At 54.2% G+C, this 26,360-nt stretch carries 27 protein-coding genes; 10 read left to right on the top strand and 17 right to left on the bottom strand.

Annotated features, from left to right (window positions below; translation table 11 throughout):
- Nucleotides 1-58: 58 nt before the first annotated feature.
- Together QYC28_RS07435 and QYC28_RS07430 are read left to right on the top strand one after the other, a co-directional pair.
- Entirely contained in the window at nt 59-232 is a 174-nt protein-coding gene (locus QYC28_RS07435; protein ID WP_149819585.1) for a hypothetical protein, read from the top strand.
- Entirely contained in the window at nt 233-1,435 is a 1,203-nt protein-coding gene (locus QYC28_RS07430) for an anion transporter (RefSeq protein ID WP_302679235.1), read from the top strand.
- Here the strand turns inward: QYC28_RS07430 and QYC28_RS07425 are convergent.
- A complete protein-coding gene (locus QYC28_RS07425) occupies nt 1,432-1,710 on the bottom strand; it encodes a hypothetical protein (protein ID WP_149819581.1) in 279 nt (92 codons plus the stop codon). The genes QYC28_RS07430 and QYC28_RS07425 overlap by 4 nt on opposite strands.
- Before the next feature lie 68 nt (nt 1,711-1,778).
- Entirely contained in the window at nt 1,779-2,003 is a 225-nt protein-coding gene (locus tag QYC28_RS07420; protein ID WP_149819579.1) for a replication restart DNA helicase PriA, read from the bottom strand.
- 432 nt (nt 2,004-2,435) lie between these two features.
- On the opposite strand from QYC28_RS07420, the gene QYC28_RS07415 reads away from it, so the two are divergent.
- Nucleotides 2,436-4,133 (top strand): N-acetylmuramoyl-L-alanine amidase, encoded by a 1,698-nt coding sequence (locus QYC28_RS07415; protein WP_302679234.1) that lies wholly within the window; start codon nt 2,436-2,438, stop codon nt 4,131-4,133.
- On the opposite strand, the gene rfaE1 is transcribed toward QYC28_RS07415, so the two are convergent.
- The gene (gene rfaE1, locus QYC28_RS07410) at nt 4,130-5,152 is read right to left on the bottom strand and encodes a D-glycero-beta-D-manno-heptose-7-phosphate kinase (RefSeq protein WP_302679233.1); all 1,023 of its coding nucleotides are present in this window, start codon (nt 5,150-5,152) and stop codon (nt 4,130-4,132) included. The genes QYC28_RS07415 and rfaE1 overlap by 4 nt on opposite strands.
- Before the next feature lie 183 nt (nt 5,153-5,335).
- Between rfaE1 and glmM the strand changes: the two genes are divergently transcribed.
- A complete protein-coding gene (gene glmM / locus QYC28_RS07405) occupies nt 5,336-6,706 on the top strand; it encodes a phosphoglucosamine mutase (protein ID WP_302679232.1) in 1,371 nt (456 codons plus the stop codon).
- A gap of 49 nt (nt 6,707-6,755) precedes the next feature.
- Nucleotides 6,756-7,694 carry a methylenetetrahydrofolate reductase gene (locus tag QYC28_RS07400; RefSeq protein WP_302680063.1) on the top strand — a complete coding sequence of 313 codons (939 nt, stop codon included), beginning with the start codon at nt 6,756-6,758 and terminating at the stop codon, nt 7,692-7,694.
- Here the strand turns inward: QYC28_RS07400 and QYC28_RS07395 are convergent.
- Both QYC28_RS07395 and QYC28_RS07390 read right to left on the bottom strand, forming a co-directional pair.
- Nucleotides 7,648-7,932 carry a DUF427 domain-containing protein gene (locus tag QYC28_RS07395; RefSeq protein ID WP_286625162.1) on the bottom strand — a complete coding sequence of 95 codons (285 nt, stop codon included), beginning with the start codon at nt 7,930-7,932 and terminating at the stop codon, nt 7,648-7,650. The two genes, QYC28_RS07400 and QYC28_RS07395, sit on opposite strands and share 47 nt — an antisense overlap.
- Nucleotides 7,933-7,959: 27 nt before the next feature.
- On the bottom strand, nt 7,960-8,682 hold the full coding sequence (locus QYC28_RS07390) for an ABC transporter ATP-binding protein (protein WP_302679231.1): 723 nt from the start codon (nt 8,680-8,682) through the stop codon (nt 7,960-7,962).
- 111 nt (nt 8,683-8,793) lie between these two features.
- Between QYC28_RS07390 and QYC28_RS07385 the strand changes: the two genes are divergently transcribed.
- On the top strand, nt 8,794-9,924 hold the full coding sequence (locus QYC28_RS07385; protein ID WP_302679230.1) for a polysaccharide biosynthesis/export family protein: 1,131 nt from the start codon (nt 8,794-8,796) through the stop codon (nt 9,922-9,924).
- Between the two features lie 16 nt (nt 9,925-9,940).
- Entirely contained in the window at nt 9,941-12,169 is a 2,229-nt protein-coding gene (locus QYC28_RS07380; protein ID WP_302679229.1) for a polysaccharide biosynthesis tyrosine autokinase, read from the top strand.
- 7 nt (nt 12,170-12,176) lie between these two features.
- Here QYC28_RS07380 and QYC28_RS07375 read toward each other — a convergent pair whose 3' ends face one another.
- The 7 genes from QYC28_RS07375 to QYC28_RS07345 form a co-directional block, all read right to left on the bottom strand.
- Complete coding sequence (locus QYC28_RS07375; protein WP_302679228.1) at nt 12,177-13,247, bottom strand: RuBisCO accumulation factor 1; 1,071 nt, start codon at nt 13,245-13,247, stop codon at nt 12,177-12,179.
- Between the two features lie 51 nt (nt 13,248-13,298).
- Entirely contained in the window at nt 13,299-14,204 is a 906-nt protein-coding gene (thrB, locus tag QYC28_RS07370; RefSeq protein WP_302679227.1) for a homoserine kinase, read from the bottom strand.
- Between the two features lie 3 nt (nt 14,205-14,207).
- Entirely contained in the window at nt 14,208-14,870 is a 663-nt protein-coding gene (upp, locus tag QYC28_RS07365) for a uracil phosphoribosyltransferase (protein WP_149819559.1), read from the bottom strand.
- Between the two features lie 58 nt (nt 14,871-14,928).
- Nucleotides 14,929-15,678, bottom strand: a complete 750-nt coding sequence (uppS, locus tag QYC28_RS07360; protein ID WP_302679226.1) for a polyprenyl diphosphate synthase — start codon at nt 15,676-15,678, stop codon at nt 14,929-14,931.
- 22 nt (nt 15,679-15,700) lie between these two features.
- A complete protein-coding gene (gene cdaA / locus QYC28_RS07355; protein WP_149819555.1) occupies nt 15,701-16,579 on the bottom strand; it encodes a diadenylate cyclase CdaA in 879 nt (292 codons plus the stop codon).
- A 20-nt stretch (nt 16,580-16,599) separates the two neighbouring features.
- On the bottom strand, nt 16,600-17,952 hold the full coding sequence (gene lysA / locus QYC28_RS07350; RefSeq protein ID WP_302679225.1) for a diaminopimelate decarboxylase: 1,353 nt from the start codon (nt 17,950-17,952) through the stop codon (nt 16,600-16,602).
- A 131-nt stretch (nt 17,953-18,083) separates the two neighbouring features.
- Nucleotides 18,084-18,923, bottom strand: a complete 840-nt coding sequence (locus QYC28_RS07345; protein ID WP_149819551.1) for a prohibitin family protein — start codon at nt 18,921-18,923, stop codon at nt 18,084-18,086.
- Nucleotides 18,924-19,029: 106 nt separating this feature from the next.
- On the opposite strand from QYC28_RS07345, the gene QYC28_RS07340 reads away from it, so the two are divergent.
- Nucleotides 19,030-19,686 (top strand): ATP-dependent Clp protease proteolytic subunit, encoded by a 657-nt coding sequence (locus QYC28_RS07340; RefSeq protein WP_149819549.1) that lies wholly within the window; start codon nt 19,030-19,032, stop codon nt 19,684-19,686.
- Here the strand turns inward: QYC28_RS07340 and QYC28_RS07335 are convergent.
- From QYC28_RS07335 to QYC28_RS07315, 5 genes are all read right to left on the bottom strand, one after another.
- Nucleotides 19,683-21,044, bottom strand: coding sequence for an LCP family protein (locus QYC28_RS07335; RefSeq protein ID WP_302679224.1), 1,362 nt, complete (start codon nt 21,042-21,044; stop codon nt 19,683-19,685). The two genes, QYC28_RS07340 and QYC28_RS07335, sit on opposite strands and share 4 nt — an antisense overlap.
- A gap of 190 nt (nt 21,045-21,234) precedes the next feature.
- Nucleotides 21,235-22,206, bottom strand: a complete 972-nt coding sequence (gene sds / locus QYC28_RS07330) for a solanesyl diphosphate synthase (protein WP_011057594.1) — start codon at nt 22,204-22,206, stop codon at nt 21,235-21,237.
- Between the two features lie 94 nt (nt 22,207-22,300).
- Entirely contained in the window at nt 22,301-23,374 is a 1,074-nt protein-coding gene (locus tag QYC28_RS07325) for an ABC transporter ATP-binding protein (protein WP_286625150.1), read from the bottom strand.
- A gap of 3 nt (nt 23,375-23,377) precedes the next feature.
- The gene (locus tag QYC28_RS07320) at nt 23,378-23,536 is read right to left on the bottom strand and encodes a chlorophyll a/b-binding protein (RefSeq protein WP_149819543.1); all 159 of its coding nucleotides are present in this window, start codon (nt 23,534-23,536) and stop codon (nt 23,378-23,380) included.
- Between the two features lie 56 nt (nt 23,537-23,592).
- Nucleotides 23,593-24,582 carry a succinate dehydrogenase/fumarate reductase iron-sulfur subunit gene (locus QYC28_RS07315; protein WP_302679223.1) on the bottom strand — a complete coding sequence of 330 codons (990 nt, stop codon included), beginning with the start codon at nt 24,580-24,582 and terminating at the stop codon, nt 23,593-23,595.
- A 54-nt stretch (nt 24,583-24,636) separates the two neighbouring features.
- Here QYC28_RS07315 and QYC28_RS07310 point away from each other — a divergent pair, with 54 nt between their 5' ends.
- Together QYC28_RS07310 and QYC28_RS07305 are read left to right on the top strand one after the other, a co-directional pair.
- Entirely contained in the window at nt 24,637-24,969 is a 333-nt protein-coding gene (locus QYC28_RS07310) for a YnfA family protein (RefSeq protein ID WP_315863028.1), read from the top strand.
- A 261-nt stretch (nt 24,970-25,230) separates the two neighbouring features.
- Nucleotides 25,231-26,334 (top strand): sodium-dependent bicarbonate transport family permease, encoded by a 1,104-nt coding sequence (locus tag QYC28_RS07305; protein WP_149819539.1) that lies wholly within the window; start codon nt 25,231-25,233, stop codon nt 26,332-26,334.
- The last annotated feature ends 26 nt before the right edge of the window (nt 26,335-26,360 follow it).

Genomic DNA, 26,360 nt, shown 5'->3' with positions numbered 1-26,360 from the left:
TTTGCCCCACAGCCAATGGGCTACCCTAGAGAACGACTGTCTAAGCTGCTGAACCCCTATGATGATCCAACGCTTAGTGCAACGGGTGCTCGAAACCCAAGTGTTAACCTCAGCCATTGAAAACCAAATTTCCCAACTGTTGTGGAAGCGGGAATATGACGGTGATGACATGGCGGCTCTTGGGGAATTGCTCGATGCCCTAGAGGCCAAGAAAATTCAAACCCAACAGTAGGTGCTGCGGTCTCTCCTGCAACTTCTGATCCTTGCCCTCAGCTACGGTGCCTTAGCCCTTGGGGGGGTGCCGGGGCTATGTATGAATCGCGCAACGATCGCCCTTGTGAGTGCGGCTCTTTTGATTGCCTTAGGGGCGATTGATCTACCCACTGCATGGCAAGCCATTGATCCCCAAGCCATCGTGTTCTTGCTCAGCATGATGATTGTCAATGCTTATCTGGGCTTGAGCGGCTTTTTTCAAATAGCGATGGTGACGGTGGTGCGCTTTAGTGGCAGTCCCTTGGGGTTGTTGGTGTTTCTCGCTGTGGCGACGGGAATGCTATCGGCGGTCTTTCTGAATGATACCCTTGCCCTTGTGACGACGCCTTTAACCCTGCGCATTACCCATGTCTTGGGCTTAAATCCAGTGCCCTATCTGCTAGCGATCGCAGCGGCAACGAATATCGGTTCTGTAGCCACCCTCAGCGGCAACCCCCAAAATATCCTCGTGGGATCGTTTTCCGAGTTAGGATATCTGCCGTTTGCCCAAGTGATGGTTCCCGTCGCAGTGCTGGGGTTAGGGCTGCAAGTGGTTTGGTTGGGGTGGCTCTATCCGGAGGTGCGATCGCGCCAACCCTGTACATTGGCTACGCTCCAACCGGTGCAGGTGCAAAAAGGGTTACTCCACAAGACACTGATTGTCTCTGGGCTGATGTTTTTGGCCTTTCTGCTCGGCTTTCCCTTGGCAGAATCCTCTCTTTTGGCGGCAGCAGCTTTACTGGTCACCCGTCGGGTGAAGCCAGAGCGCATCCTTGCTCAGGTGGATTGGTCACTATTGGTTCTGTTTGCGGGTCTGTTTATTCTTACCCGCTGTATTCAAAACTTTGATTTATTAGCCGTTTTGCGCCCTTGGGTGAATCAGCCCTTGCCCCTCGTGGTGATTACAGCACTGCTGTCAAATTTAATTTCTAACGTGCCCACGGTGCTGCTGCTCGCACAGTTTATCCCCAAAGGTGCCGATCAACTCTGGTACCTACTGGCAGCCACAAGTACCCTCGCGGGCAATCTTACGCTTTTTGGTGCTGTGGCTAATTTAATTACCGTTGAGGCCGCTGCTAGCTCAGGGCAGCGGTTTTCCTTTTGGCAGCACTTGCGCTTTGGTGCACCGCTCACAGTGTTGACGCTGGCGATCGCCTACGTTTGGATCGTGAGTCAGACTTAGGGGCTAAAGGTTGGGGTCGTTGCTCCAGAGGCACTCTCAAAGTAGGCCACATCAGACATAATGACAGGCGCATCGGATTCAGGAATGGGCTGCCCTTGACTGAGATAGCCGACACAGCCATTCATCAGGCTATAGACAAAAATCACACCTCCCGCTGAGATGGCCACGAGGCCACTGGCCAGCAGTAAGGAAAAATCCCGGAGGCGGTAGGCACCGTGGAGGAGTCGCACCGACCACAGCACCAATGCCAGTACCAGTAGAAGTAAGATAGCCATATGTAAACTATCTTAACAACTCTCAGGATTTTCCTCATCAATCTTTAGATTCTTCTAATGAATTCTTGCTAGCACAGTGCCCGTGTTCGCTCTATGGTGCAGGTGAGGTTGGCGCCATACTGACCCACATGAGTAATTTCAGGCGTGTAGGCCTCTAGCACCCGTCCTGTGCGATCGCACATCGTTAGGACGTAATCACAGTGGGGACACTGGGTGTGACTCACGGAGCCATAGCGTTGGCGAAGGGCTAATTTACCACAGTGAGGACAGTGAATCGTTTGCATGGTAACCATAGTTAAATAATCCTTAAATTCTTTTTGATGGACATGAACTTGTGATAAAAGGCGCTGCGCAAACTTGCGTTTCAAAATAACAAGACCAAAGAAATAGTATTGCGCAACATTAAGGCAATTTATGAGAGAGGACATTTTTTATTATGGATGGATTTCCCAGAGATGGCAATGATCCCAATGTTAAAAAATATGCTAATCTAGCGGGGATCAACGAATTCCATAAGTAGCCTAAGAGAAAACTTTTTCTTTTTTCTGAGAAGTGATTGACTTTTATAACACTCCTTTTCACAAGGATTAAACAGAACCACAATAGGCAAAACGGCATCATGGGCACCCCGCATCTTAGAAAAGGGCTGTAATCTGAAGAAAGGATTAAGAAATGTATGAGGGTTGGGGGTAAATAGGTTGAGTTTGAGTTTCTTTGGTGCACTCATGGTGAGTTCACTCCAGCCAGCAACAGCACAGGGTTCGCTACAAGTGGTTTATCCGCCGCGAGAGCACACCACCAGTGCCCCTCAGATTTTCTTTATTGGCACAGCACCGCCACAGGTCGTGGTGACGCTCAATGGTCGAGTGATTGGCGATCGCTCGCCAGCGGGACACTTTGCCCCTAGGCTTCCCCTGCAACCCGGATTGAATCACATCACCCTCCAAGCTGGAGATCAGCGCCTTGACTTTGCCATCACCCGCACGGTGCCCCAAGTACCGACCACCCTACAACCCCTAGAGCCAACAGCCGATTTAGTGCGCCTAGCCAATGAAATTGTTTGCTTTACTGCTGCTGCCCCCAGCGATCGCGCTGTGCAAGTCCAAGTGGGCCAGCGCATTCTGCCCCTAGAACCCCTACCGCCCCAAGTGCAACTGCCCTCTAATCTGGCTGCGCTGATTCATCAAGCGGATGTGGTTACTGCTCGCCCTTCTCTCTATCGCAATTGCCTCCAGCTCACCGAAGTGGGCGACTATGGCCCGATTCAATGGCAATTAGGAAACCAACGCCAACTGGGTGCCCGCATTCGTGTGGCTGAGCCAACGCAATTACCTGTTGTTGAAGTCACCCGCTCCCTTGGTGGGGTGGCACGCACAGGTCCTAGCACTGACTATTCCCGGCTGACGCCCTTGCCAGTGGGAACACGCGCACGGGTACGCGGACAAACGGGGGATTGGCTGCATTTGGACTATGGGGGTTGGATCCGCGCCAATGAAGTGCGGTTCCTCTCCAGTGCTCTGCCGACAACAGCCACCATCCGCAGTATTACCAGCCGTCAGCTTGCGGGTTGGACAGAAATCAGCTTTCCTTTGGATGTGCCCGTACCGATTTCGATTCAGCAGGGCGATCGCCAGTTCACCCTGACGCTCCACAACACGATTCCCCAAACCGACATCATTCGCCTCAATGCCGATCCCGTCATCCAGCGCCTGGACTGGTACCCCCTTGATCAAGACCGGGTGGAGTATCGCTTGACGCTGCATCATCGCCAACAGTGGGGCTATCGCGTGGCCTATGAGGGCAATCGACTAGTGCTGCAACTGCGTCATCCACCCCAACTCCAACGGGGGACACAACCCCTGCGGGGGATTAAAATTCTCCTTGATCCCGGCCATGGCGGGCCTGAGGACTTGGGAGCACGCGGCCCAGATGGTACCCCAGAGAAGGTCGTCACATTGGCACTGGCCCAAAAACTGGCACCCGAGCTAGAACGCCTTGGGGCAACAGTCATTTTGACGCGCACAGAGGATATTGATCTGGACTTGCCCGATCGCCTTCTCGCCATTGAATCAGCCCAACCCACCCTTGCCCTCAGCTTGCACTACAATGCTCTCCCCGATGCTGGCGATGCCCGTAATACCCAAGGAATTGGCACCTTTTGGTATCATCCCCAAAGCCATGACCTTGCCGTTTTCCTAGAGGGGTATCTCAGTCAGCGACTGCGGCGGCAGCAGTATGGTGTGTTTTGGAATAACCTTGCCCTGACTCGTCCGACAATTGCCCCTGCGGTGCTGCTGGAACTGGGCTTTATGATTCACCCTGAAGAGTTTGAGTGGATTGTTAACCCCCAAGCCCAAGCCGAGCTTGCCCATACCTTGGCTCAAGGGATTCTGGAATGGTTGCAGCAGGCGACGCGGGATTAATCTTCCAGCAAATGGTGAAGGGCTGCCGCCATCTCGGCGGTGGATGTGGTGGCTGTGCCAAACTGACGTACGACAATACTGGCAGCCAAATTGCCTAAAACTGCCGCCTCCCAAAGACTGGCACCCGCCACAAGGGCAAGGGTTAAAGCAGCAACAACGGTATCGCCTGCGCCAGTGACATCAAAGACATCCGTACGGTTAAAGGCGGGTAAATGGTAGGGCGCCGCCTCGCGACTAAAGAGGCTCATACCAGCATCCCCCCGCGTAATCAGCATATATTTAGCCGCCGTCAACTCCAGCAGGTCTTCCCCAGCTCGCAGTACCTCGGCCTCTGTGCGAATTGGGTAGCCCACCGCTGCCTCTGCTTCTGGCAGGTTCGGCGTAAATAGGAAAGCACCGCGATAGCGAGCTAAATCCCGTTGGGTATCAACAATCGTGCGCTCATGCTCTAGGGCAGCCGCAATCACAGGGGGTGTAAAGACACCATCGCCATAGTCGGAGCAAACCACGGCATCGGCAGTCCCCACCTGCTGACGAATAAAGGCCGCTAGCGCCTCCTGAAGGGCTGGGGCAGGCAGATCATCGGACTTGCGATCCACGCGCACAATTTGCTGCGTCACCGACTGGCGAGCATGGCCAGAAATACGGGTTTTCGTCACGGTGGGGCGATCGCGATCCCTAAAAATTCCTTGGGTATCAATTCCTGCCCTTTGAAAAATCTCACACAGGGCTTGCCCTTGAGAATCCTCACCCACCAGACCCACCGCCTGCACCTGAGCACCCAACTTGGCCAAATTGTAGATGGCATTGGCACCGCCGCCGGGCACTTGGCGGGTAAACTCATGGCGCAAAATCAGAACAGGGGCTTCCCGCGAGAGGCGTTCCACCTGACCCGTGAGGAATTCATCGAGGGTGAGATCCCCCACCACCAGTACCCGTGCTGAGGAAAAGGACTCCAAAAAGTGTAGGAGTCGCCCTTGGGACGATTGCAATTGCTGGCGCAGGTCGGGTGGTAACATTTGGCTTTGCCTCAATTCCCGCTGATCCAGAATACTCCTGTGGGGGGACGTTGATGTGGCAGCAAAGGTTCATAGAGGTGCTATAGTCCAGAGAGAGTGAATAAATGTTAAGAATCGTCTCCTGCATAGCTCAGGAGATCGACTAGAAAATAATGAGTGTTGGTGTGGCGTGAGGAATCAACCATGATTGGGCAGCAGCCGATTCGGTTCGGAACCGATGGCATTCGTGGGCGGGCGGGGGAGTTGCTAACCCCCAACTTGGCCTTAAGCTTGGGATATTGGGTGGGAGAAGTGCTGCGACAAAGGACGGATGCACCCCAAGGCCCTTTTATCATTGGTCAAGATTCCCGCAACTCCAGTGATATGTTGGCCACAGCCTTGGCCGCAGGGTTAACCGCCGCTGGTTTTGAAGTGTGGAATGTAGGCTTGTGCCCGACTCCCTGTATTGCCTATTTGACCGCCACCACAGAGGCGATGGGCGGCGCCATGATTTCCGCCAGTCACAATCCCCCCACCGATAACGGCATTAAAATTTTTGGCAGCGATGGCAGCAAGCTCAGCCCTGATCTGCAAAAAGAAATTGAAGCCCACCTAAATGCTGGCCTATCCTTGCCCCATACGGAGTACTGGGGGCATTTGCATCATCGTCCCGAATTGCTTCAGCGCTATCGCCATGCGGTGCAAGCCCCCCTTGAGGATCGTCAACCGCTGCGGGGACTGCGGGTGGTGTTGGATTTGGCTTGGGGATCTGCAGTAGCGGTGGCACCGACGGTGTTCCATGCCCTAGGGGCTGAGGTGATTGCTCTCCACGATCGCGCCGATGGCGATCGCATTAATGTCAACTGCGGTTCGACCCATTTAGAACCATTACAACAGGCTGTCCGTGAAACCCGTGCCGCTATGGGGTTTGCCTTTGATGGCGATGCCGATCGCGTGCTGGCGGTGGATAGTCAAGGACGGGTGGTTGATGGCGATCACATTCTCTACTTCTGGGGACAACGGCTTCAGTCGCAGGCACAACTCCCTAAGGATTTGATTGTCGCCACTGTGATGTCGAATCTCGGCTTTGAGCGAGCTTGGCAAGCGCGGGGTGGACAACTGGTGCGGGCAGCAGTGGGCGATCAATACGTCCATGCAGAGATGCTGCGCCACGGTGCCATGCTAGGGGGAGAACAGTCGGGACATATCCTCTGCCGTCACTATGGTGTGGGGGGGGATGGCTTGCTCACAGCGGTTCATTTAGCGACCCTAGTTCAGGATTCCCGTCTATCCTTGGCACAACTGCGAGACCAAAGTTTTACCGCCTACCCGCAAATTCTCCGCAATGTCCGTGTTGACGATCGGCAGCGGCGGCTCCACTGGCAGGAGTGTGAACCTCTGCAGCAGATGATTGCCAAAGCGCAACTGGATATGGGCGATCGCGGGCGAGTCTTGGTACGTGCCTCTGGGACAGAACCCGTTATCCGCGTCATGGTGGAAGCCGAGCAGCAAAGTGTTGCTGATTATTGGACAGAGACCTTGGTGCAGACGGTGACCGCTTATTTAGCGGCCTAGGAACAGGCGTCACTAGCTTGTATGATAATTGCCTAGTCGCGCTCTAGCCATTTCCTTGTCAGTCTCGCGTTTTCAAGCTGCCTGTGAGCAGGGTGAGTTTCTCATCACCGCAGAGGTTTGCCCCCCAAAGGGTAGGGATGCCAGTACGATGTTGCGCCAAGCAGCCCATCTCAAGGGGCGGGTTCATGCGGTTAATGTCACCGATGGCAGTCGCGCTGTGTTGCGCATGAGTTCTTGGGCAGCCGCCTATTTGTTGCAACAGCAGGGGTTTGAACCCATTTGCCAGATCGCCTGTCGCGATCGCAACCGCATTGCCCTACAAGCCGATCTTATGGGCATTGCTGCTCTAGGTTTGCACAACATTTTGGCACTCACAGGAGACCCGGTCAAAGCTGGCGATCATCCCCAAGCCAAGCCCGTTTTTGATTTAGAGTCTGTACGTCTATTGCGCATTATTGGCCAACTGAATCAAGGGGTGGATAGCGAGGATCGTCCCCTACCCGATGGCGCCACTCAACTTTTTGCTGGCGCTGCGGTTGATCCTCAGTCTGCCAGTTGGTCAGGACTGCAACAACGGTTTGAACGCAAATTGGCAGCGGGTGCTCAATTTTTCCAAACGCAGTTAATTACCGATTTTGAGCGGCTAGCCAAGTTTATGGATCAGATTGCCGCTGGCTGTGGGCGACCCATTCTTGCTGGAATTTTTCTCCTCAAGTCGGCCAAAAATGCCCTGTTTATCAATCGCGCCGTGCCGGGGGCTTCGATTCCGCAGCACCTTATCGATCGCCTTGCCGCTGCCGCTGATCCCCTCGATGAAGGGATAACTATTGCTGCCGAGCAAGTGCAACAGGCACGGGAACTCTGTCAGGGAGTGCATTTAATGGCGGTGCGCCGTGAGGATTTGATTCCGGAAATTCTCAACCGAGCGGGAATTGCTCCCCTTAGTGCGTCACCTGTACCCCGCGCCAAAACGCCACATAGCCTTTGATATTAGCTGCCGCCGGCTTGGGATCGGGGTAGTACCACGCAGCATCACGATTCACCTCACCATTGACAACAACGTGGTAGTAGCTGGCTGTGCCTTTCCAACCACAAACGGTGTGGGTATCGCTGGGCTGAAAATAGGCCGGATTGAGTGCCTCTGGCGGAAAATAAACATTGCCTTCGACCAACTCATAGCGATCGCTCTCGGCCAAGGTTGCGCCTTTCCAAACTGCTTTTGCCATTGCTTTTTTTCTCAGTCGCTCCCCTTCTTAAGATAAAGCAGGTGCCGTCAGCGGGCTAGGCACATTGGGGCGATCGGAAAGAATTTGACCGTCACGAAACTGAATAATGCGGTGCGTGACAGCCGCCACATCGGGTTCATGGGTCACCATAATTACTGTCATGCCGGCCGCATTGAGTTGCCCAAAGATAGCAAGAATTTCTGCCGTGGTGTGGCTATCGAGGGCACCGGTGGGTTCATCGGCGAGCAGGAGTAGCGGCTGATTGACAATGGCGCGGGCGATCGCCACCCGTTGTTGCTGTCCTCCCGAGAGTTGATTGGGGCGATTCTCAAGGCGGTGACCCAACCCCACCTGTTCCAATGCAGCGATCGCGCGATCGCGCCGTTCCTTGGGGGGAACCTGGGCATAGACCATGGGTAGCATCACATTTTCCAGTGCCGTTAGCTGCCCCAGCAAGTAAAACTGTTGAAAGACAAAACCAATCTTGGCATTGCGAATATGGGCGAGTTCATCATCACTGAGGTGTGCCACATCTTGGCCATCGAGAAAATAGCGACCAGAGGTCGGGCGATCCAAACAGCCCATAATATTCATCATTGTGGACTTCCCTGACCCCGAAGCCCCCATAATTGCACAGTATTCTCCCCGCTGAATGTTGAGATTCACCTCCCTAAGGGCGTGAACTTCCGTTTCCCCCTGGCCATACACTTTAGAAATCTGTTCTAGGCAAATGAGTGGCGAATCCAGCATTACAATGAGGTAACAAGGCCATTTGCACTCATTCTAAAGCCTTTTTTCATGACCTTGGTGGCGAATAGATGGCGTATGGTAGAACAAACAAGTGAGTGAGGAGAATGAACCATGGGGTGCAAATCATTGCCAAGGCTACACAACACCGTCATCACGCTGGCGATCGCCAGTGGATTCACCCTTGGGGCAACACTGATGGTACCCCGCTCGGCCACTGCTCAACCCATGCCCCTCAGTCCAAGCTCCTATAGTTTTACCAGCATTAACCCCCTTCAGGACTATCTCCTAGGTGCAGGGGATGTGCTTTTCATTGAAGTGGTCAACCTGCCAGCCAGTGTTACTGGTCAGCAACAATTCACTGTTAATCTCGATGGCTCAGTCACCCTACCTTTGGCAGGGCGCGTCATGGTGGGCGGCTTAACTCTCCCCCAAGCGGAGCAGGTGATTCTGAACGCCTATAGTAAAGTCATGCGCTTTCCAGCAGTAACGGTTACATTGCAGACGCCGCGCCCCATGAAGATTTTGGTGGCAGGTGAGGTGAGCCGTCCAGGCTCCTATGTTGTTCCTTTTACTTCTGTATCAGCTTCTGCCCCCGGTATCGGCCTTTCCGGTGGCTTAACATGGCCTCGCCTGAGCCAAGTCCTTGCTCAAAGCGGTGGAATTACCCAAGAGGCCGATATTCGCAACATTGAGATACGCCGCCAACTGGGGAATGGCCAAACAGCCGTAACCAGAATTAATCTTTGGGAGATGATTCAGTCGGGGGATGCGAACCAAGATATCACGCTGCGCAGTGATGATGTGATTGTGGTGCCCAAGGCGAAGGAAGTGAATGCGGCTGAAGCCGTACGGGTGGCCTCGGCAACGTTTTCGCCACAGGTGATTCGGGTGCAGGTTGTGGGCGAAGTATTGCGACCGGGCTTGGTCGAAGTGCCAGCCAATGCCACGCTCACTCAGGGAATTGGGGCGGCTGGCGGATTCAATGTGCAACGTGCCAATATGTCTAGGGTGACGCTGGTGCGGCTGAATCGTGATGGCACAGTCAGTCGGCGACGGATTCCCTTTAGCTTGGCGGCTCAACCCAATGCCAACAATAATCCTGTGTTGCAACAGGGGGATGTGATTGTGGTGGAACGGTCAGGGCTAACGCAGGTGGGGGATACGATTGGGAATGCCCTGCGGCCGATCGGCGCCTTAGGAACCTTAGGAGTGTTCCTCAACTTAGTTAACATATTTGATTAGGAATGGCGTACTACTGATGTCGCTCCCAAAAAAGATACCCAATTTACGGGTCGTTGATCGCGAAGTGCGTCCTGCGGGCGATCGCCAGCGAAATCCATCACGGTTCAGCACCAGAAAAAGTTCTAACAAGGGTGGGCTGCAAGCTTTTAGCGATCGCTGTCGGCGACGGTGGCGACTACTGTCAGGAACGGTTTTACTCTCATTCTTGGTCATGGGGGGGTATGTTTTCTGGCAACCCGAAATGTACGAGGCCTATTTTCGCCTCCTGATGGAACCAGTGAAGGAACCACAGCCTGCGCCAACCCTGACCCCCCGTGATGGCATTGCCAGTACCCTCCCCTCCCCGCCGCCAACCACACCCCCTCCAGTGGATGTGGGGGCACAGATTCTCGTTCTAGAAAGTGACAAAGTACTGGCACCCATTGCCCAGAAACTACAACAGCAGTATCCCCATCTGACCACGCGGGTCTTAGCTGAGCATCTGGAAATTCGACCAGTGGTTAGTTCCGCCACAGAGCAACTGCCGACCCAAACAAAAGTGCTAGAAGTGGCCTATCGCGATCGCCAGCCAGAAATCGTGACCGCAGTATTAAAGGCCGTGGCAGAGGCGTTTGTTGACTACAGTCAGCGCGATCGCCAAGAACAACTCAATCGCACCCTAGAGCAACTGGACAAAGACATCAATCAGCACCTTACAGAATTAGAGCAACTCCAGCAGCAACTCCAAGCCAGCCAACCCCAAGGCACGAGCCTGCAACCCTCAGAACAACTGCGCTTTTTAACAGAACAGTATCGCCAAATCCACAACCTGCGCCAAGCGGCTCGCCTGAAGGCCGTGGAAGCCTACGGTCGTTTTCAAGGGTTTCAAGAACAACTCAAGATGACACCCGCCGAAGCCCTAGCAGCAGCGAATTTAAGTACCTCCCCTGCTTATCAGCAACAACTGGCACGCATTCAAGAACTGGATCAAGAAATTGCCAAGAATCTAGCCATTTTTCGGGAAGGGACACCCGTTATCCAAGCTCTTGAGGAACAGCGGCGAGTTTTGGTGGAGCAATTGCAGGCGATCGCCCGCCAAGTGATTGGTGAGCAATATCAAGTGGACAACCCCACGGCTCTGGGCTTTCAGGGAACAGTGTCACAAACGCTGATTACCAACTACATTACGGCGTGGATTGAATACGAAAACCAGCGGCGCTATGACGCCGAATTGGCTGCCCCTCAAAGGACAGTTGCCCAACAATTACAACAACTGAGTAGCCAACTCCCCGCCATTGATCGCCTTGAACATCGGATTCGGACGGCCAACCTCTCCCTCGAGATGCTCAATCAAGCCCGACAGGCAGTGCAACTACAACTAGCACAGAATAACTTTGCTTGGCAGGTGTTGACGGATTTAGAGAATCCCGCTGTCCAACCCACCTTCCCGCGCTTACTGCTGTTGGTGCTAGGGGCGATCGCCAGCCTTGTGTTGGGGGTTCTGGCTACTTATGTTGCAGATGCAGCCGCCAATACGTTTGTCAGTCCAGCCCAAGTGGAAGATGCCCTCGGCTTGCCCCTCCTTGGCAAAATTCCCAAGGCAACCCCCCAAACCAATCTCCGCCTAGAGCGCGTGGTGAAGGGCAATTCAGGGCTGTGGCAGGTGACTCAAGTCCTACCCTCTGTCGGGGAATGGGTGAAGTTTCAGGAAGCCTTTCACCATGTGTTTGCCAACCTCCAGGCCGTGGGTTTGGGGCATTCGTTAGCCGTGATTTCAGCCCTACCCACCGATGGGCGCACCACCGTTGCTCTGCATCTTGCCCTTGCTGCCGCAGGCACGGGTCAGCGGGTTCTGCTGATTGATGGGGATTTACGGCGACCCCAGATTCACCGCTATCTCGGCCTGACGAATGAACAGGGCTTGGCAGATTGGTTAATTCATCGGCGGCACTGGTATAGCGTTGCTCAGGCGCGGCGCGGTCTTGCAATTTTAACCGCTGGTGAGTTGCGGCAACAGCCGATGCGGCTCCTCAGCCAAGACACGCTCAAACAGTTCATGGCTCACCTGCAAAACTATTTTGATCTGGTGATTGTGGATACACCCCCCTTGGCCAACTTTGCTGATGCCAAACTCTGGTCGGGACTGGTGGATCAGACCCTTGTGGTAGTGAATCTGAAGGCACCCCAGCAGCCGGTGCGACTAGCCTTGGCAGATTACAGTTTGGGGAGTAGTAGCGCTCTGGGCGTTGTGGTGAATCTCGCCTAAAGTTAAGCTATTCCTCAAAGAACCAAAGTTCCTTGTTGATACTCTCATCCAGCACTTGGGGGGGGCGTAAGACGAGCAGGAGTTGGCCAAGAATTGGCGCTGTAGGGGGTTCAGGAAACCAAGCCAGTTGGACAGGATCGCTGGCCCTAGGTGCAATCAACAGATAGCGATCGCGCTCCCATTCTGGAAGACCACGATCTACAATCAGGAGCACTTGTTCAATGGGGAGTCCCGCAGGCGTGGGCGGTAATTCTGTGGGTAGGTCTGCCACTGGCCAAAGCACCCCGACTGGGTCAACAGCATTCAGGAGAACCTGCCAACTGGGGAGAGCCACTAGGGTCATGGGTTGAGGAACAGCGACTAATTGAAAAGCACCTGTAGAAGTTAACTGCGGTACTTGATTAAAGGCTGCGGCAGTGAGGGGGGCTGTTCCTGCCATGGGAACGAGGTAGGGCAGGTCTTCAGCGGAATCCAAGCGGTAAAGGGGAAGTCGGGGTTGGCTAGCAGCGGGAACCACGGTCAAGTCCGTCAGCAGTTTCTCAAGCGCTTGGCGACCTGTGGCGGATTCAACAAAGCGAAAGCCCTGAGCAATAAGGCGCGATCGCTGGGCTAAATCGCGTTGCTGCCGCGCCAGTTGCCAATAGTAGCGACCAATGCGATCGCCCACACTCTCACCAAAACCTGCACTGTCATCCTTTTGATAGCTCACGGCCTTGAGGGCACGGCAGACCTCATGAACCGCAGTGACATCCAGTTGTTTCTCAACAATGAGGGTGGCTGCTGCAAGGCGATCGCCCGCTGATAAGACCCGCAGTTCATAGAGCAGATCGCTGCCCCGCGTTTGAAAATAGGCACGCACAGATTCAGGGGCTTCCCGTAGGCTCTGACTCACTTGCAGGGCAATGATCAGTTGATTTTGGTGAATGGGTTCAATGCCCGTGGCCTCAAAAATCGCTTGGGGAGATAGCCCTTGTTTTTGCAGTTGCTGGCATCCGGCCCCCCAATCCTGCCAAGTGCCCTCCTTGCGGCGTAGGCGTTGCAGCACTTCCGTTGTCAGGGCATCCTGTTCTTGGCTCATTTAATCACCTCCTATTGACAGGGAAGCATGCTATACAATTGCCTAAGATTGCTAGCGATCGCGCACCGTTGTCCCTTGGCGTTGAATGGCCAGCACCTCCACCCGTGCCTGCACATCAAACTTTGCCCAAGTCTCCTTGAGGGCAGTGGCAATGGCGGAAGCGGTAACGGGATCCCCAAGGGCTAAAAGCGTGGGGCCTGCGCCACTAATGACCAAACCGTGGGCACCCGCCTCAAGAGCCGCCCTGTGGAGGTCGGTATAGCCTTTGATCAGACTTTGGCGGTAGGGTTGATGCAGGCGATCGCCCAAGGCCAGTTGCAGCCACTCCCGTTGACCCGTTTCCAAACCCCGCAGCAGAGCACCAAGGTGACTGATATTAAAAACTGCATCACCGTAGGTACAGTGGGGAGGTAGCACTTGCCGCGCTGTTTCCGTGGCTAGCTCAAAGTCTGGAATCGCCACAATCGGCACCACATCCTGATTCCAAGGAATTTCTAGCCAATGCCATCCCCCTGCACTCCCTTGGACAGCAAGACGACAGCCCCCTAGCAAGGCCGGCACCACATTATCGGGGTGGCCTTCCATTTCAATGGCCAATTCTAGAACCTCGGTATGACTGAGGGGAAAGCCCGCCAGCCGATTTGCCCCTACTAAGCCGCCAATAATTGCGGTCGCTGAACTGCCGAGACCCCGTGCGAGGGGAACCCCCAGATCAATCTCTAAATACACAGGTGGGGCTTCACGCCCTAGATATTGATAGAAACGGTGGTAGGCACGATAGGCCAAATTGTCGGAGCTACTGCTGACACCGCCTGCCTCAGTGCCCCGCACATTGACATGGGGGCGATCGCTCAAGGAAAAGGTAAACGTATTGGTGAGGGTGAGAGCCGCTCCCAGACAATCAAACCCCGGACCCAAATTAGCCGTTGTTGCTGGCACAGTCACCACTGTCATCATCGGTTACACTTCCTCCCCGGTACCAAAGGCGCGATCGCCCGCATCCCCCAAGCCGGGCACAATAAAGCCCTGCTCATTCACTGTCTCATCAATCGTGGCCGCATAGACTTGCACTGCGGGAAAATGGGCACCGAGTTTCTGCAAAGCTGGCGGCGCAGTGACCACGGAAATAATTCGCACCAAGGCTGGGTCAATCCCCCGCTGCACCAATTCCTGCATTGCTGTCATAATTGAACCTCCCGTTGCCAGCATCGGCTCACTAATAAGGACACGGGTTTGCGGGTCAAACTGCGGGGGCAACTTATTGAGATAGCAACTGGGTTCAAGGGTGGCCTCATCCCGCACAATCCCTAAGTGGTACGTCTTTGCTGTGGGTAAGACCCCTTGGGCACCGTCGAGCAAGGCTAAACCCGCCCGCAAAATGGGTACCACCACGACGGGTACTTGCGGATTCACCACCAGCGCTGCACAGGGGGCAAGGGGCGTTTCAACCACTGTTTCCACCGTTGGCAACCATTCCCGCGCCGCCTCATAGGCCAGCCACCGCCCCAGTTCTGTCATTGCCACCCGAAATAAGGGAGTGGGCGTGTTGCGATCGCGAGCCACCGTTAGCCAGTGTTGAATGAGGGGATGAGGGGGAACATAAATGCGCAATTGGGGGGTCACGGTATCGCTCCAATACGTACCCGGCGGGCTTTCCTATTCTCCACTGAAATCGTCCCCTTTAGACACGGCCAAATCGCCGCTGTCGCTGTTGGTAATCCCGGAGCGCCTCATGGAAAGCAGCGCGGTCAAAATCCGGCCAGAGGGTCTTGGTGACGTAAATTTCTGAATAGGCCACCTGCCACAGCAAAAAGTTACTGACGCGCATCTCGCCACTGGTGCGAATCAACAAATCGGGATCCGGTAGGCCGCCCGTGTACAAATGGCGTTCAAAGAGTACTTCATCAATATCGGCGGGGTCAAGGCGTCCCGCTTTCACTTGGGCTGCAATCGAACGGCAAGCGTGGATAATTTCCCGTCGCCCACCATAGTTGGTTGCCACCACAAATTTAATTTTTTGGTTATTGGCCGTAGCGGTCATCGCTCGCTCAATTTCCGCTTGTAGGGAGTTCGGCAAACACGCCAAGTCACCCACAAAGTGAATTTGCACGCCCTCGGCAACCATTTCCGCCAGCTCCCGCCGCAACACTCGCTCAAAGAGGGTCATCAGAAAATCCACCTCCGGCAGGGGGCGCCCCCAGTTTTCTGTGGAGAAGGCGTAGGCGGTCAGGGCTTCAATGCCCCAATCTTTGCAACAGCGCAGCAGATCCTTGAGGGTGTCCACCCCGCGTTGGTGTCCCATAATGCGCGGTAAATTGCGCTGCTTTGCCCAGCGGCCATTGCCATCCATAATCACCGCCACATGGCGAGGTAGGCGATCGCGATCCAAATCAGCGGGTAACTCAATGAGTGAATGGGGCTGTAGCGTCATGGACACATCCTATTGGCGGAAATTAGCGCAGTGGCCATACCGTTTTCCAAAATTTTAAGCTGTGCCGACGTTGACGGGGTTGTGAAGTTCCCGTTTCTTGATCCTGCACATATTGCCGCAACAATTCCCCTAGTTTACTGCTTGTGAGGGGACGTTGAAGCTCCCCCTTAAAGGCAAGGGAAATTGACCCCGTTTCCTCAGAGACCACTACACAGACACAGTGGCTAATGCGTTCGGTAATCCCTAGGGCGGCGCGATGGCGAGTGCCCAACTGCCAAGGCCCCGTGCGATCCGAGAGGGGCAGGATCAACTTTGCCGCAATCACTTCAGCACCCCGCACCCAAATTGCCCCATCGTGCAGGGGGGAACTCACTTGAAAAATTGAGGTAATGAGTTCTGGCGAAAGGCGGGCATTGAGAGCGATCCCTGCATGGGTAAAATCTTGGGGGCTGAGCTTTGTATGGGTTTCCAAGAGAATGAGTGCCCCCGTACGATCCTGAGATAATCCCTTCACGGCCGTCACAATCAAATCAACGGCATCATTGGTGAGACTCGACTCGGCCACGGGCTGCACAAAGCCGAAAAACTGTCCTCGTCCCAACTGTTCCAGAAAAATGCGAATTTCCGATTGCAGAATAACGGCTAAGGCCACCGCAGAGCCAATCACTAAGTTGTGCAGCACAAAGCTCAAAAACTGTAGCTCAATGGCACGACTGAGGGAGGTTGCCAAAAGGAGGAAGATAAAGCCCCGTATCATCCAGAGGGTTCGCCGCTCGGCCACAACCCGCAAAATAGCGTAGGTTAGGGTCAAGACCAAAACCACATCCACGACTGTTCGCACCTTGGCCAGTGTCTCCGAGGACAGCAGCAGCCACGACAAGTTACCTAGGAGGCTTATCATCCCATTGTGCTCGTCACCTCCTAGGGGGCGGGGGTGCTCAATCGCAGGGGCAAGACATCATGGGCCACCAAATCAGCGTAGGTTTCCCGTTGCAGGATCAGGTTGGCTTCCCCCTCACAGACAACTACCGCCGCCGGCCGGGGCACGCGATTGTAGTTGGAGGCCATGCTGTAGTTGTAGGCACCCGTACTGGCCACCACTAAAATATCATTGACTTGCAGGGGGGGTAGGGTGACTTGGGGCAGCAGAATATCGCCCGATTCGCAGTGCTTACCGGCAACACGTACGGTTTCTGTGGCGGCAGTGGTCATGCGATTGGCACACAGGGCTGTATATTGCGCCTGATAGGTAATGGGTCGGGGATTATCGGACATGCCCCCGTCCACCGCAATGTAGGTGCGCACTTCAGGAATCACCTTACGGCTGCCCACGGTGTAGGCCGTCACTGCCGCAGGTCCAACGATGGAGCGACCCGGCTCACAGATGAGTTTGGGTAAGGGAAGATGGTGTTGCTGACAGGCTTGGCTCAGTTGATGACTAATGGCCTTTGTCCAGTGGGCGATCGCCGGTGGATTATCGGAGTCTACATAGCGAATGCCAAGACCACCCCCCACATTCAGTTCGCGCATGGGTAGCATCGCTCCACGGGCTTGAGCCAGCCAATCCACAAGGACATCACAGAGGTCTAAATGGGGTTGTTCCTCAAAAATCTGTGAGCCAATGTGGGCGTGGAGTCCGACCCAGTCTAGTTCGGGATGCGCCTTAGCAAACTGAAGCAACTCTGGAAACTGTTGCGGGTCAAAGCCAAATTTGCTGTCTAGATGTCCAGTGCGGATATATTCGTGGGTGTGGCATTCAATCCCCGGTGTCAACCGCAACATGACGCGCGGTGGGGTCGAGAGATCATGCTCCTCAACGTAGGCAGCAAGGCGCTCTAGTTCTAGCCAGTTATCGGCAACAATCGTGCAATTGACCTCAAGGGCATAGAGGAGTTCTTGGGGGGACTTGTTATTACCGTGGAAGTAAATGTGGCTGGCGGGGACGCCGGCACTCAAGGCAGTGTAGAGTTCACCCCCGGAGGCCACATCAATCCCCAAGCCTTCACTGTGGGCAAGGGCGCAGGTGGCCAAGCAGTTCCAAGCCTTTGAAGCGTAGAGCACCAAAAATTCACCACCGTAGGTCCGCTGGAGGGTGTCTTGGTATTGACGGCAGGCGGTGCGAAAGGTGAATTCATCAAGGATGTAGAGGGGAGAGCCAAACTGAGCCACTAACTCCACCACATCACACCCACCAATGGTGAGATGGCCGCGGGCATTGGTTTGCGCAGTCAGGGGTAAAATTTGTTGATTGGCAGCAAGCGGGGTGGAGATCATGGGTCAGTATCGCGAGAAATCAAAGAATAAAAGAACAAATCGCTATTCTCAATTCTAGGGGGATTTGGGCGATCGCTCCCTTCATCTGTTGAGTCTCTGCTGAGCCTGTAGTTCATCGAACCGTCCCTCAGCTATTTTGCTGCTGTTCCTGTCCAATTGAGGAAAAAGGGGGGTAGCCCTTCTTGGCCGTTGATCACAATCACTTGGGGCACTTGGGCACCGCCTTCGCGCCATGCTTCGATCGCTTCCTTTTGCAGCACTAACTGGCCCCCCGGAGCTTTGAGGGTTTCGGCAAGGAGGCGTTGGGCTTCCGCTTTCCCTTGGGCACGGTTAATTTCCGCTTGCGCCTGTTGAGCTGCCTCTTGGGCAATATAGACCGCCCGTTGTGCCCGCTGCTCAGCAATTTGCTTATCCTCGACGGCCTTGGAAAATTCCTCCGAAAAGTCAAGGTTAACGACACTGGTATCCAGTACGAGAATGTGGTACTTGGCTAGGCGATCGCCGAGGGCATGATCAAAATCCTCCTTAAGTTCATCGCGCTTGGTAATGGCCTCCTCCGCCGTGCGACGGGCAGCAGCAATTTTGAAAGCCTCTTGGGTCTGGGGAGCAATGATTTTGGCCACGATATTTTCCAAGGTCCCTTGGGTGCGGCGCACATCCACGATGGCCATGGGGTCTAGGCGAAAGTTGATGGCAAAACTGGCGGTAATATCCTGCAAATCTTTGGTGGCACTTTCCGCTGGCACTTCAAACTTCTGTACAGTTACGTCATAGACATCCACACTGGCAATAAACGGCGGTTTCCAGTGAATGCCCTCGAGGAGGGGAGTATCCTGAGCTTTACCCAAAATACTCAGCACCCCTGCTTGGCCAGGATTAATAATCACCACGGCATTCAAAAGGACAACCAGCAAGACAATGGCGATCGCCACCACTGAGGAGGTGAGCCGCGAACTGGCGAGTTGATTCATGACCCAAGAATTGGATTTCTGCTTTGATTATAGGCGGTGCTTCCCACCGATCCGGAAGGCAATTCCTTGCTAAAGTACAGATAGTCTGTCATTTGCTGAGCGTCCTATGCGGTTGCCCCTTACTGCTGCCCAAGCGGCCTACTATGGTGATGCCTACTATCGCACTCCACCCCCCGATCTCCCTTCACTGCTGTTGAAGGAGCGGATCGTCTATCTCGGCATGCCTTTGGTGCCAGCGGTTACGGAGCTGATCATTGCGGAACTGCTCTATCTGCAATACGACGATCCCGAAAAACCCATCCGCATTTACATTAACTCGACGGGAACCTCCCGCTACGATGGCGAACCCATTGGCTTTGAAACAGAAGCCTTTGCCATCTGCGACACCATGCGCTACATTAAGCCCCCTGTGCATACGATCTGCATTGGTCAAGCGATGGGGATGGCCGCCATGTTGCTCTCGGCCGGTACCAAGGGGTGTCGCGCCAGCTTACCCCACGCCACGATTGTCCTGCACCAAACCAAGAGCTATGCCCAAGGGCAGGCCACCGATATCCAAATTCGTGCCAAGGAGGTTCTGGCCAATAAGGCGATGATGGTGGAAATTTTGGCGCAAAATACCGGTCAACCCCCTGAGCGGATCACCCGTGATATGGATCGGCTGCTGTACATGACCCCACAGATGGCGAAGGAGTACGGCATCATTGACCGCATCCTTGAACCAGAGGCTGTTACCAAGAAACTGCCAGCAACCTTGACCTAGTGCAACACCGCCGCCCAGTCACGGCCAATGCGAATGGTGATGTCAGAGGAAAGGACGCCAGTGGAGTTAGCAGAGACACGCCCCATGCCAAGGACAGAGCGGATCATTTGGGCGGCGCTGAGGTCTCCCTGTTGGGCGACAATTTCCGTTTCAGGGGTTTGCTGATACCACTCTTCACTGATGATCACATTGGTATAGCCATGGTGGGCGAGAAAATCCGCCATATCTTGAGCAGCCTCACGACTGCCGGAGGCATTTTGCAGGGCAATCCGCAGGGTGCCACTGTCGCCCCAAGTATAGTTGACTAGTTTTGAGGGGCGATCGCTAAAGTGCTCAGCAACCACCCGATCAATGCGGTCATAGTCGGGCAGCCAGTAGCTGACCGCATAGCCATCACCACTAAAGCGTCCCGGCAGCAGAATCAAACGCAGGTTGTCTGGCTCAATACGCAGACTAAATTGGGCGATCGCCATCAGTTCGGCAAAGGTTAAATCCGTATCCACATATTTTTGCAGGACGCTGTAGAGTTTCGGCAACTGGGTCAGCATGACGGGATTGGCCAGTTTCTTTTGCAGCGCCTTGATCAGCATTTGCTGCCGCTGGGCACGGCCAATATCCCCCAGTTCATCGTAACGAAAGCGAACAAAACCCTCTGCTTGCTCCCCGTTCAGGGTTTGCAGCCCCGGTTGAAGATCAATGTAAAGTTTTTGGGTGTGATCGGTATAAACCATCCGCTTGGGCACGTTGACCTCGACACCGCCCACCAGATCGACCAATTCTCGAAATGCCCTCGTATCAATGCGAATGTAGCGATCAATGGGGGTATAGTTGAGGATTTCGCTGACCACCCGCACCGTTAGATCCACCTCTCCATAAACATTGGCGGCATTAATTTTGTCGATGCCATGTCCGGGAATTTCCACACGGGTATCACGGGGAATACTCAAGACCGTAATCGTGCCATTTTCAGGGTTAAACCGCGCCAGCAGCATCGTGTCGGTGCGGCCACGAAACCGTTCAGGGGAGCCGGGAGGAGCCCCTAGAACCTCATCCACCCCCAATACCAAGAGGTTCACTGGCCGACTCATGCCATATTGGAATCCCCGTGTCATCATTTCCAGCCAAGAGGGATCCCGTTGGCCACGATGGTTCGTGCCCTGAAAGGGTGACATCAATACAAACGTCATGCCCGCAAAGGCAGAGACCAAGGACACACCACTAAAGGCAGCAATCCAGCCTAGGGTACGCCATGGCGAAGGGCGCGATCGCTGACCCCTGCTTTTTTGAGATACTTTTTGCCTTCCCCGACTACCCACAGTAGAACTCACCGGTTTACGCTGTTGAACGCCTCGTGCCACAAATTCACTCCCGAAATAAAAACAAACTGCAGGCTAGTCGGGTGGACGCAATCCCTGTCTCTAGTGTAGGGGATTGATTACTGATCCCGCCCTTATACCTATTGGACTGCCCCAAGCAAGGCTTGTTTCTATTTTTCGGCCAATTCCTGAGATTTATGCGCTGGGCATTGGAGACCGTTCTGCTGGCAGCTTAATAGAGCCGCTCAAGGACATAATCTGTTAACTGGCTGAGGGCCTGACGCGGTTCCGACGGGGGTAGCACTTCAAGTGCCGGTAGAGCCGCTTGGGCATATTCCTTGGCTAAATTGCGAGCGTCTTCAATGGCACCACTTTGGCGCACTAGGTTGAGGGCGGTTTCTAGATCGCCTTCTTCACTGAACTCGCGCTCGATGAGGGTATGCAGATAGGGGGCTTTGGGTAGGGCAAAAAGGACGGGTGCCGTTAGGTTGCCATCCCGCAGATCTGAGCCAGCGGGTTTCCCTAGTTCTGCGGTGGAGCGGGTGAAGTCAAGGATGTCATCCACAATTTGAAAGGCTAGGCCCAAATTTTTGCCGTAGGTGTACATGGCTTCGATGGTTTCTGGGGGCGCTTCACTGAGAACCGCTGCCGCCTTGGCACTGTTGGCAATGAGGGAAGCTGTCTTGTAGTAGGTTTTCAGTAGATAGTCGTCTAGGGTAATGCTGGTGTCAAAGCGGTTAAAGCCTTGGCGAATTTCCCCTTCAGCAAAGTCTTTGATCACTTGGGAGAGGAGTTTCACCACTTGCAGGTTATCCAAATCCGCTAAGTACCAAGAGGCTTGGGCAAAGAGAAAGTCTCCCGCTTGAATGGCCACCCGATTGCCAAAGACACTGTTGACGGTGGGCACACCGCGCCGTAGTTGCGCTTGATCCACCACATCATCGTGAAAGAGACTGGCGGTATGAATCATTTCCGTAATTTCTGCCAAGCGGCAGTGCCGGGGAGTAATCCCCTGATCGGGCAGCGTGGCTCGCGACACCAAAAAGACAATGGCGGGTCGGATGCGCTTACCACTGGCAGCAAAAAGATGTTCGGCGGCAGCAGAGAGTACGGCGTGTTGTGCTCCAATCAGTGCCTTCAGGTTCTCCGTTAGTACACAGAGATCCGCTTCGACAGGTGAAAAAAGAGAGGTTACCGAAGTCATGGACGGGCTGGCCGCAGAAGTTACGAAATTTTACAGAATCCTAGTTGTATTCTAAGCGAACCCTCCAATCTTGGGTAAGGGTTCCGATGAATTTTCAGCTAGGCTCAAAATTGAAAGCCACCCCGCTTGTAGGGTCAAACAGATAAAGATGGCAAGCCTGCAACTGGAGAGGGTCACCCATTTGAGGGATTTGGTGATTAGGGGCTAACCACAGCAGTTCTTGGGAACTATCCATGAGGCGACAGCGGACAATGGCTTCGCGGCCTAGGGGTTCAACGAGGGTGGCGATCGCCCCCAAGCCCTTCTCACTGATAGACAAATGCTCTGGGCGAATGCCCACGGTGAGGGGTTGTTCACTTTTTAGCGGCCAATGGGGGGTGTCCGGACAGGGTAAGGGCTGCTGCGCTATCCACAGGCGGCTGCCATCCCAGCGAGCGGGCAGTAAATTCATCGGTGGGGTGCCCAGAAATCGCGCCACCATGGTATTGGCGGGTTTGTCGTAGAGATCAGCAGGGGTGCCAATTTGCTGGATTTGACCGCGATCCAGCACCACAATGCGATCGCCAAGGGTCATCGCCTCCGCTTGATCGTGGGTGACATAGAGGGTGGTAATGCCCAGTTGTTGATGCAATTGTTTCAGTTCAGCACGGGTTTGTTCGCGCAATTGGGCATCAAGGTTGGAGAGGGGTTCATCGAGGAGAAACACTTGGGGCGATCGCGCCAAGGCCCTTCCCAAGGCCACCCGCTGCTGCTGACCACCGGAGAGTTGACGCGGTTTGCGCTGCAGCAGGGACTCAATCCCGAGGAGCTTAGCCACTTGGAGCACCCGTTGCTGCCGTGTGGCCGGATCAACACCGCGCATTTTCAGACCAAAGCCAAGGTTTTCGGCCACGGTCATGTGGGGATAGAGGGCATAGTTCTGAAAGACCATTGCCACATCGCGATCGCGCCCACTGCGGCCATTGACACAGGTCTCCCCAATATAAATCTCGCCACTGGTGGGTTGCTCCAAGCCAGCAATAAGCCGCAATAGGGTAGATTTGCCACAACCCGAAGGCCCGACAATCACCCAAAGCGCCCCTGCGGGCACAGTTAGAGAGAGTGGACCAATTCCCACTCCTAGAGCAAATCGTCGCGTGACTCCCTCTAAGCGCAGTGTTGCCGCCACAACCTATCGCCAGCCCACCCACGTAAAGAAATCTTGGCCAGTCACCCACTCGAGCACCAGCAGGGCAATAAAGCCAATCATGGCAAAGCGGCCATTGATCAGCTCCGCATAGCGCGACCAACCAAATTGCGGGGTCAAATCATCGGGCGTCGGTTCACTCATGGTGTTAGGTATGCAAAACAACTTCTTTAGCTTGGCATAGAGCCTTCACTTTGTACTCACATTTTAGAAGAGAGCTGTTGCTGCTGTAGGGCGGTGATCACTGCCTTAATTTGGGCTTGACCGGCAGACTTTTCAAATCGCAGTGGAAACTTGCCGCGCCGCAATAACCGCCAGCCTAAGGGGGCAAGGCTGACAACCCCACCGACATCTCGAAAGCGATTGCCCACCACCCGTAGGCCAAATTGCCGCTCATCCACCCAGCCACCCTCTTTCACTAGTTCCAAGAGCACTTGCCGATGGCGCACAGGACGGTCTTGATTGCGGGTTGCTGTTGTTGAGCGTGCTAGGATCGCCTGCTTGATCTCACTAATGCGATCGAGGGGTTGCACGCCCACAGGACACACTGTATTGCAATTAAAACAACGGGTACAGCCCCACACACCACTGGTGGCAGTGTTGTATTGGTCTAGGCGTTGGTCAGTTTCGCTATCGCGGGTATCGGCCACAAGGCGAGCTGCTTTGGCAAGGGCATGGGGGCCAACAAAGTCGGGATTCACTTCCACGGCATTGCAGGCACCGTAGCAGGCACCACAGAGAATACAGTTACCCGCAGCATTGAGTTTGGCGCGATCGCTGGGGGATTGGAGAAACTCCCGCTCAGGCACTTGTCGTGCCGCTCTACCCACATAAGGATTGACGGCTGAAAGTTTTTGCCAAAAATCGCTCATGTCTACGACAAGGTCTTTGAGGACAGGCAAATTCCCCAAGGGGGCGATCGCAATTTGGTTGGGAACAGGACTATTGGCTAACTCGGCATGAATACTTTGCTGACAGGCAAGGGCAGAACGACCATTAATCGTCATCGCGCAACTGCCGCAGATGGTGTTTCGACAATTCTTGCGAAAGCTAAGACTACCGTCTTGGTATCCCTTGATTTGAATGAGGGCATCAAGAATGGTGAGGGAAGGATCAATCTCTAGTTCAAAGGCTTGCCAATAGGCGCTCTTGTTGGGTGCTTGGCGGCGAATCGTCAACTGAATTGTCATATGCTGGCGTCAGCCCAATGTAGTTTCCAGTGTATAGCAAGCACTGCGGCGATGATGAAAGTTGCAAAATCCCTACTTTACTTTCTGATCACAGGCCTCCTAGAGCTGGGGGGAGCCTATCTTGTCTGGCTGTGGCTACGGGAGCATAAAAGCATTTGGTATGCCTTAGCAGGGGCGATCGTCCTTTTTATGTATGGCATGGTACCGACGCTGCAACCTGCGCATTTCGGTCGTGTTCAGGCTGCCTATAGTGGTATTTTCCTGCTGGTGGCTCTGTTTTGGGGTTGGGGAATTGATAAGGTGCGCCCCGATAAGTTTGATTTGCTCGGTGCTGGGGTTGCCCTCCTCGGAACGCTGATTATCATGTACGCGCCAAGAAGCCATTGACAGCGTCGCGATCGCCCCAAGGTCAGTCTATAAGCTGGGCTTATTTAATCTATTTGAAAGTAATGTTTATTAAATGTGTGTTTTGCTGAAGAATTTACTATAGAGTAAGACAAGCAAATCAAAAAGCTTAAATAGATAAAAGACTATATTTGCGCCGTTGACCGACGGATGCAGGGGTGGCAATCGCCCAAATAGTCTTCTATCAACTTCAGCATCTACAGCCCCATGGATAGCCCCTGATAATTAAGGAGGAATAGTACTGTGGATTTTCCCAGTCAGTTTTTGCAAGATTTTGTCAAGCAATTACAGTCGCCTACCCTTGGCTTCTTGCTGGGGGGCATGGTCATTGCAGCGCTGGGCAGTCAACTTCAGATTCCCGATGCCATCTATAAGTTCATTATTTTTATGTTGCTAATGAAAGTCGGCCTCAGCGGTGGGATTGCGATTCGCAGTTCCAACCTACAGGAGATGCTCTTGCCAGCACTCTTTGCTGTGGCGATGGGGATTCTCATTGTATTTATTGGCCGTTATACCTTAGCAAAGCTGCCGAAGGTCAAAACCGTTGACGCGATCGCTACCGCAGGTTTATTTGGGGCTGTGAGTGGTTCGACCATGGCAGCAGCGCTAACGGCTCTGGAGGCGCAGAAAATTAGCTATGAACCTTGGGCAGCCGCACTGTATCCGTTCATGGATATTCCGGCTCTGGTGACAGCCATTGTCGTTGCCAGCATTTACCTCAAGAAAAAACAGGAGAAAAAGGCGCCGGCTTCCCTCAGCGCCGTTGGTGCCTATGCGGGTGCAGGGAGCGCCACAGGTTATGCCGGGAGCACGAGTGAGTACCGCAGTCAACAAAGCAAACGAGTCAGAATCTGGCCGATTGTCAAAGAAAGTCTGCAAGGGGCAGCCCTTTCGGCACTGCTGCTGGGTGTTGCTTTGGGCATCTTTACCCGTCCCGACAGTGTCTATGAGAGTTTTTACAACCCTCTGTTTCGCGGTTTACTCTCGGTGTTGATGCTCGTTATGGGGATGGAGGCTTGGTCACGCTTGGGTGAGTTGCGTAAAGTTGCTCAATGGTATGTGGTCTATGCCGTGGTGGCGCCCCTCGTTCATGGCCTGATTGCCTTTGGTTTGGGAATGATTGCCCACTATGTCACTGGCTTTAGCCTTGGGGGTGTGGTGATTCTAGCCGTGATTGCCTGCTCTAGTTCCGATATTTCTGGGCCGCCAACATTACGGGCAGGGATTCCCTCCGCTAACCCTTCCGCCTATATTGGTGCTTCCACCGCGATCGGGACTCCCATTGCCATCGGCCTAGGAATTCCGCTTTACCTTGGCCTTGCCCAAGCAATCATGGGCGGCAGCTAGTGACCCAAACGCGCCAATTTCACTCA

It is taken from the genome of Thermosynechococcus sp. HY596 (assembly GCF_030518715.1).
Lineage (GTDB): Bacteria > Cyanobacteriota > Cyanobacteriia > Thermosynechococcales > Thermosynechococcaceae > Thermosynechococcus.
Note: the sequence above shows the minus strand (reverse complement) of the source record. Positions and strands in the feature narration are given on the sequence as shown.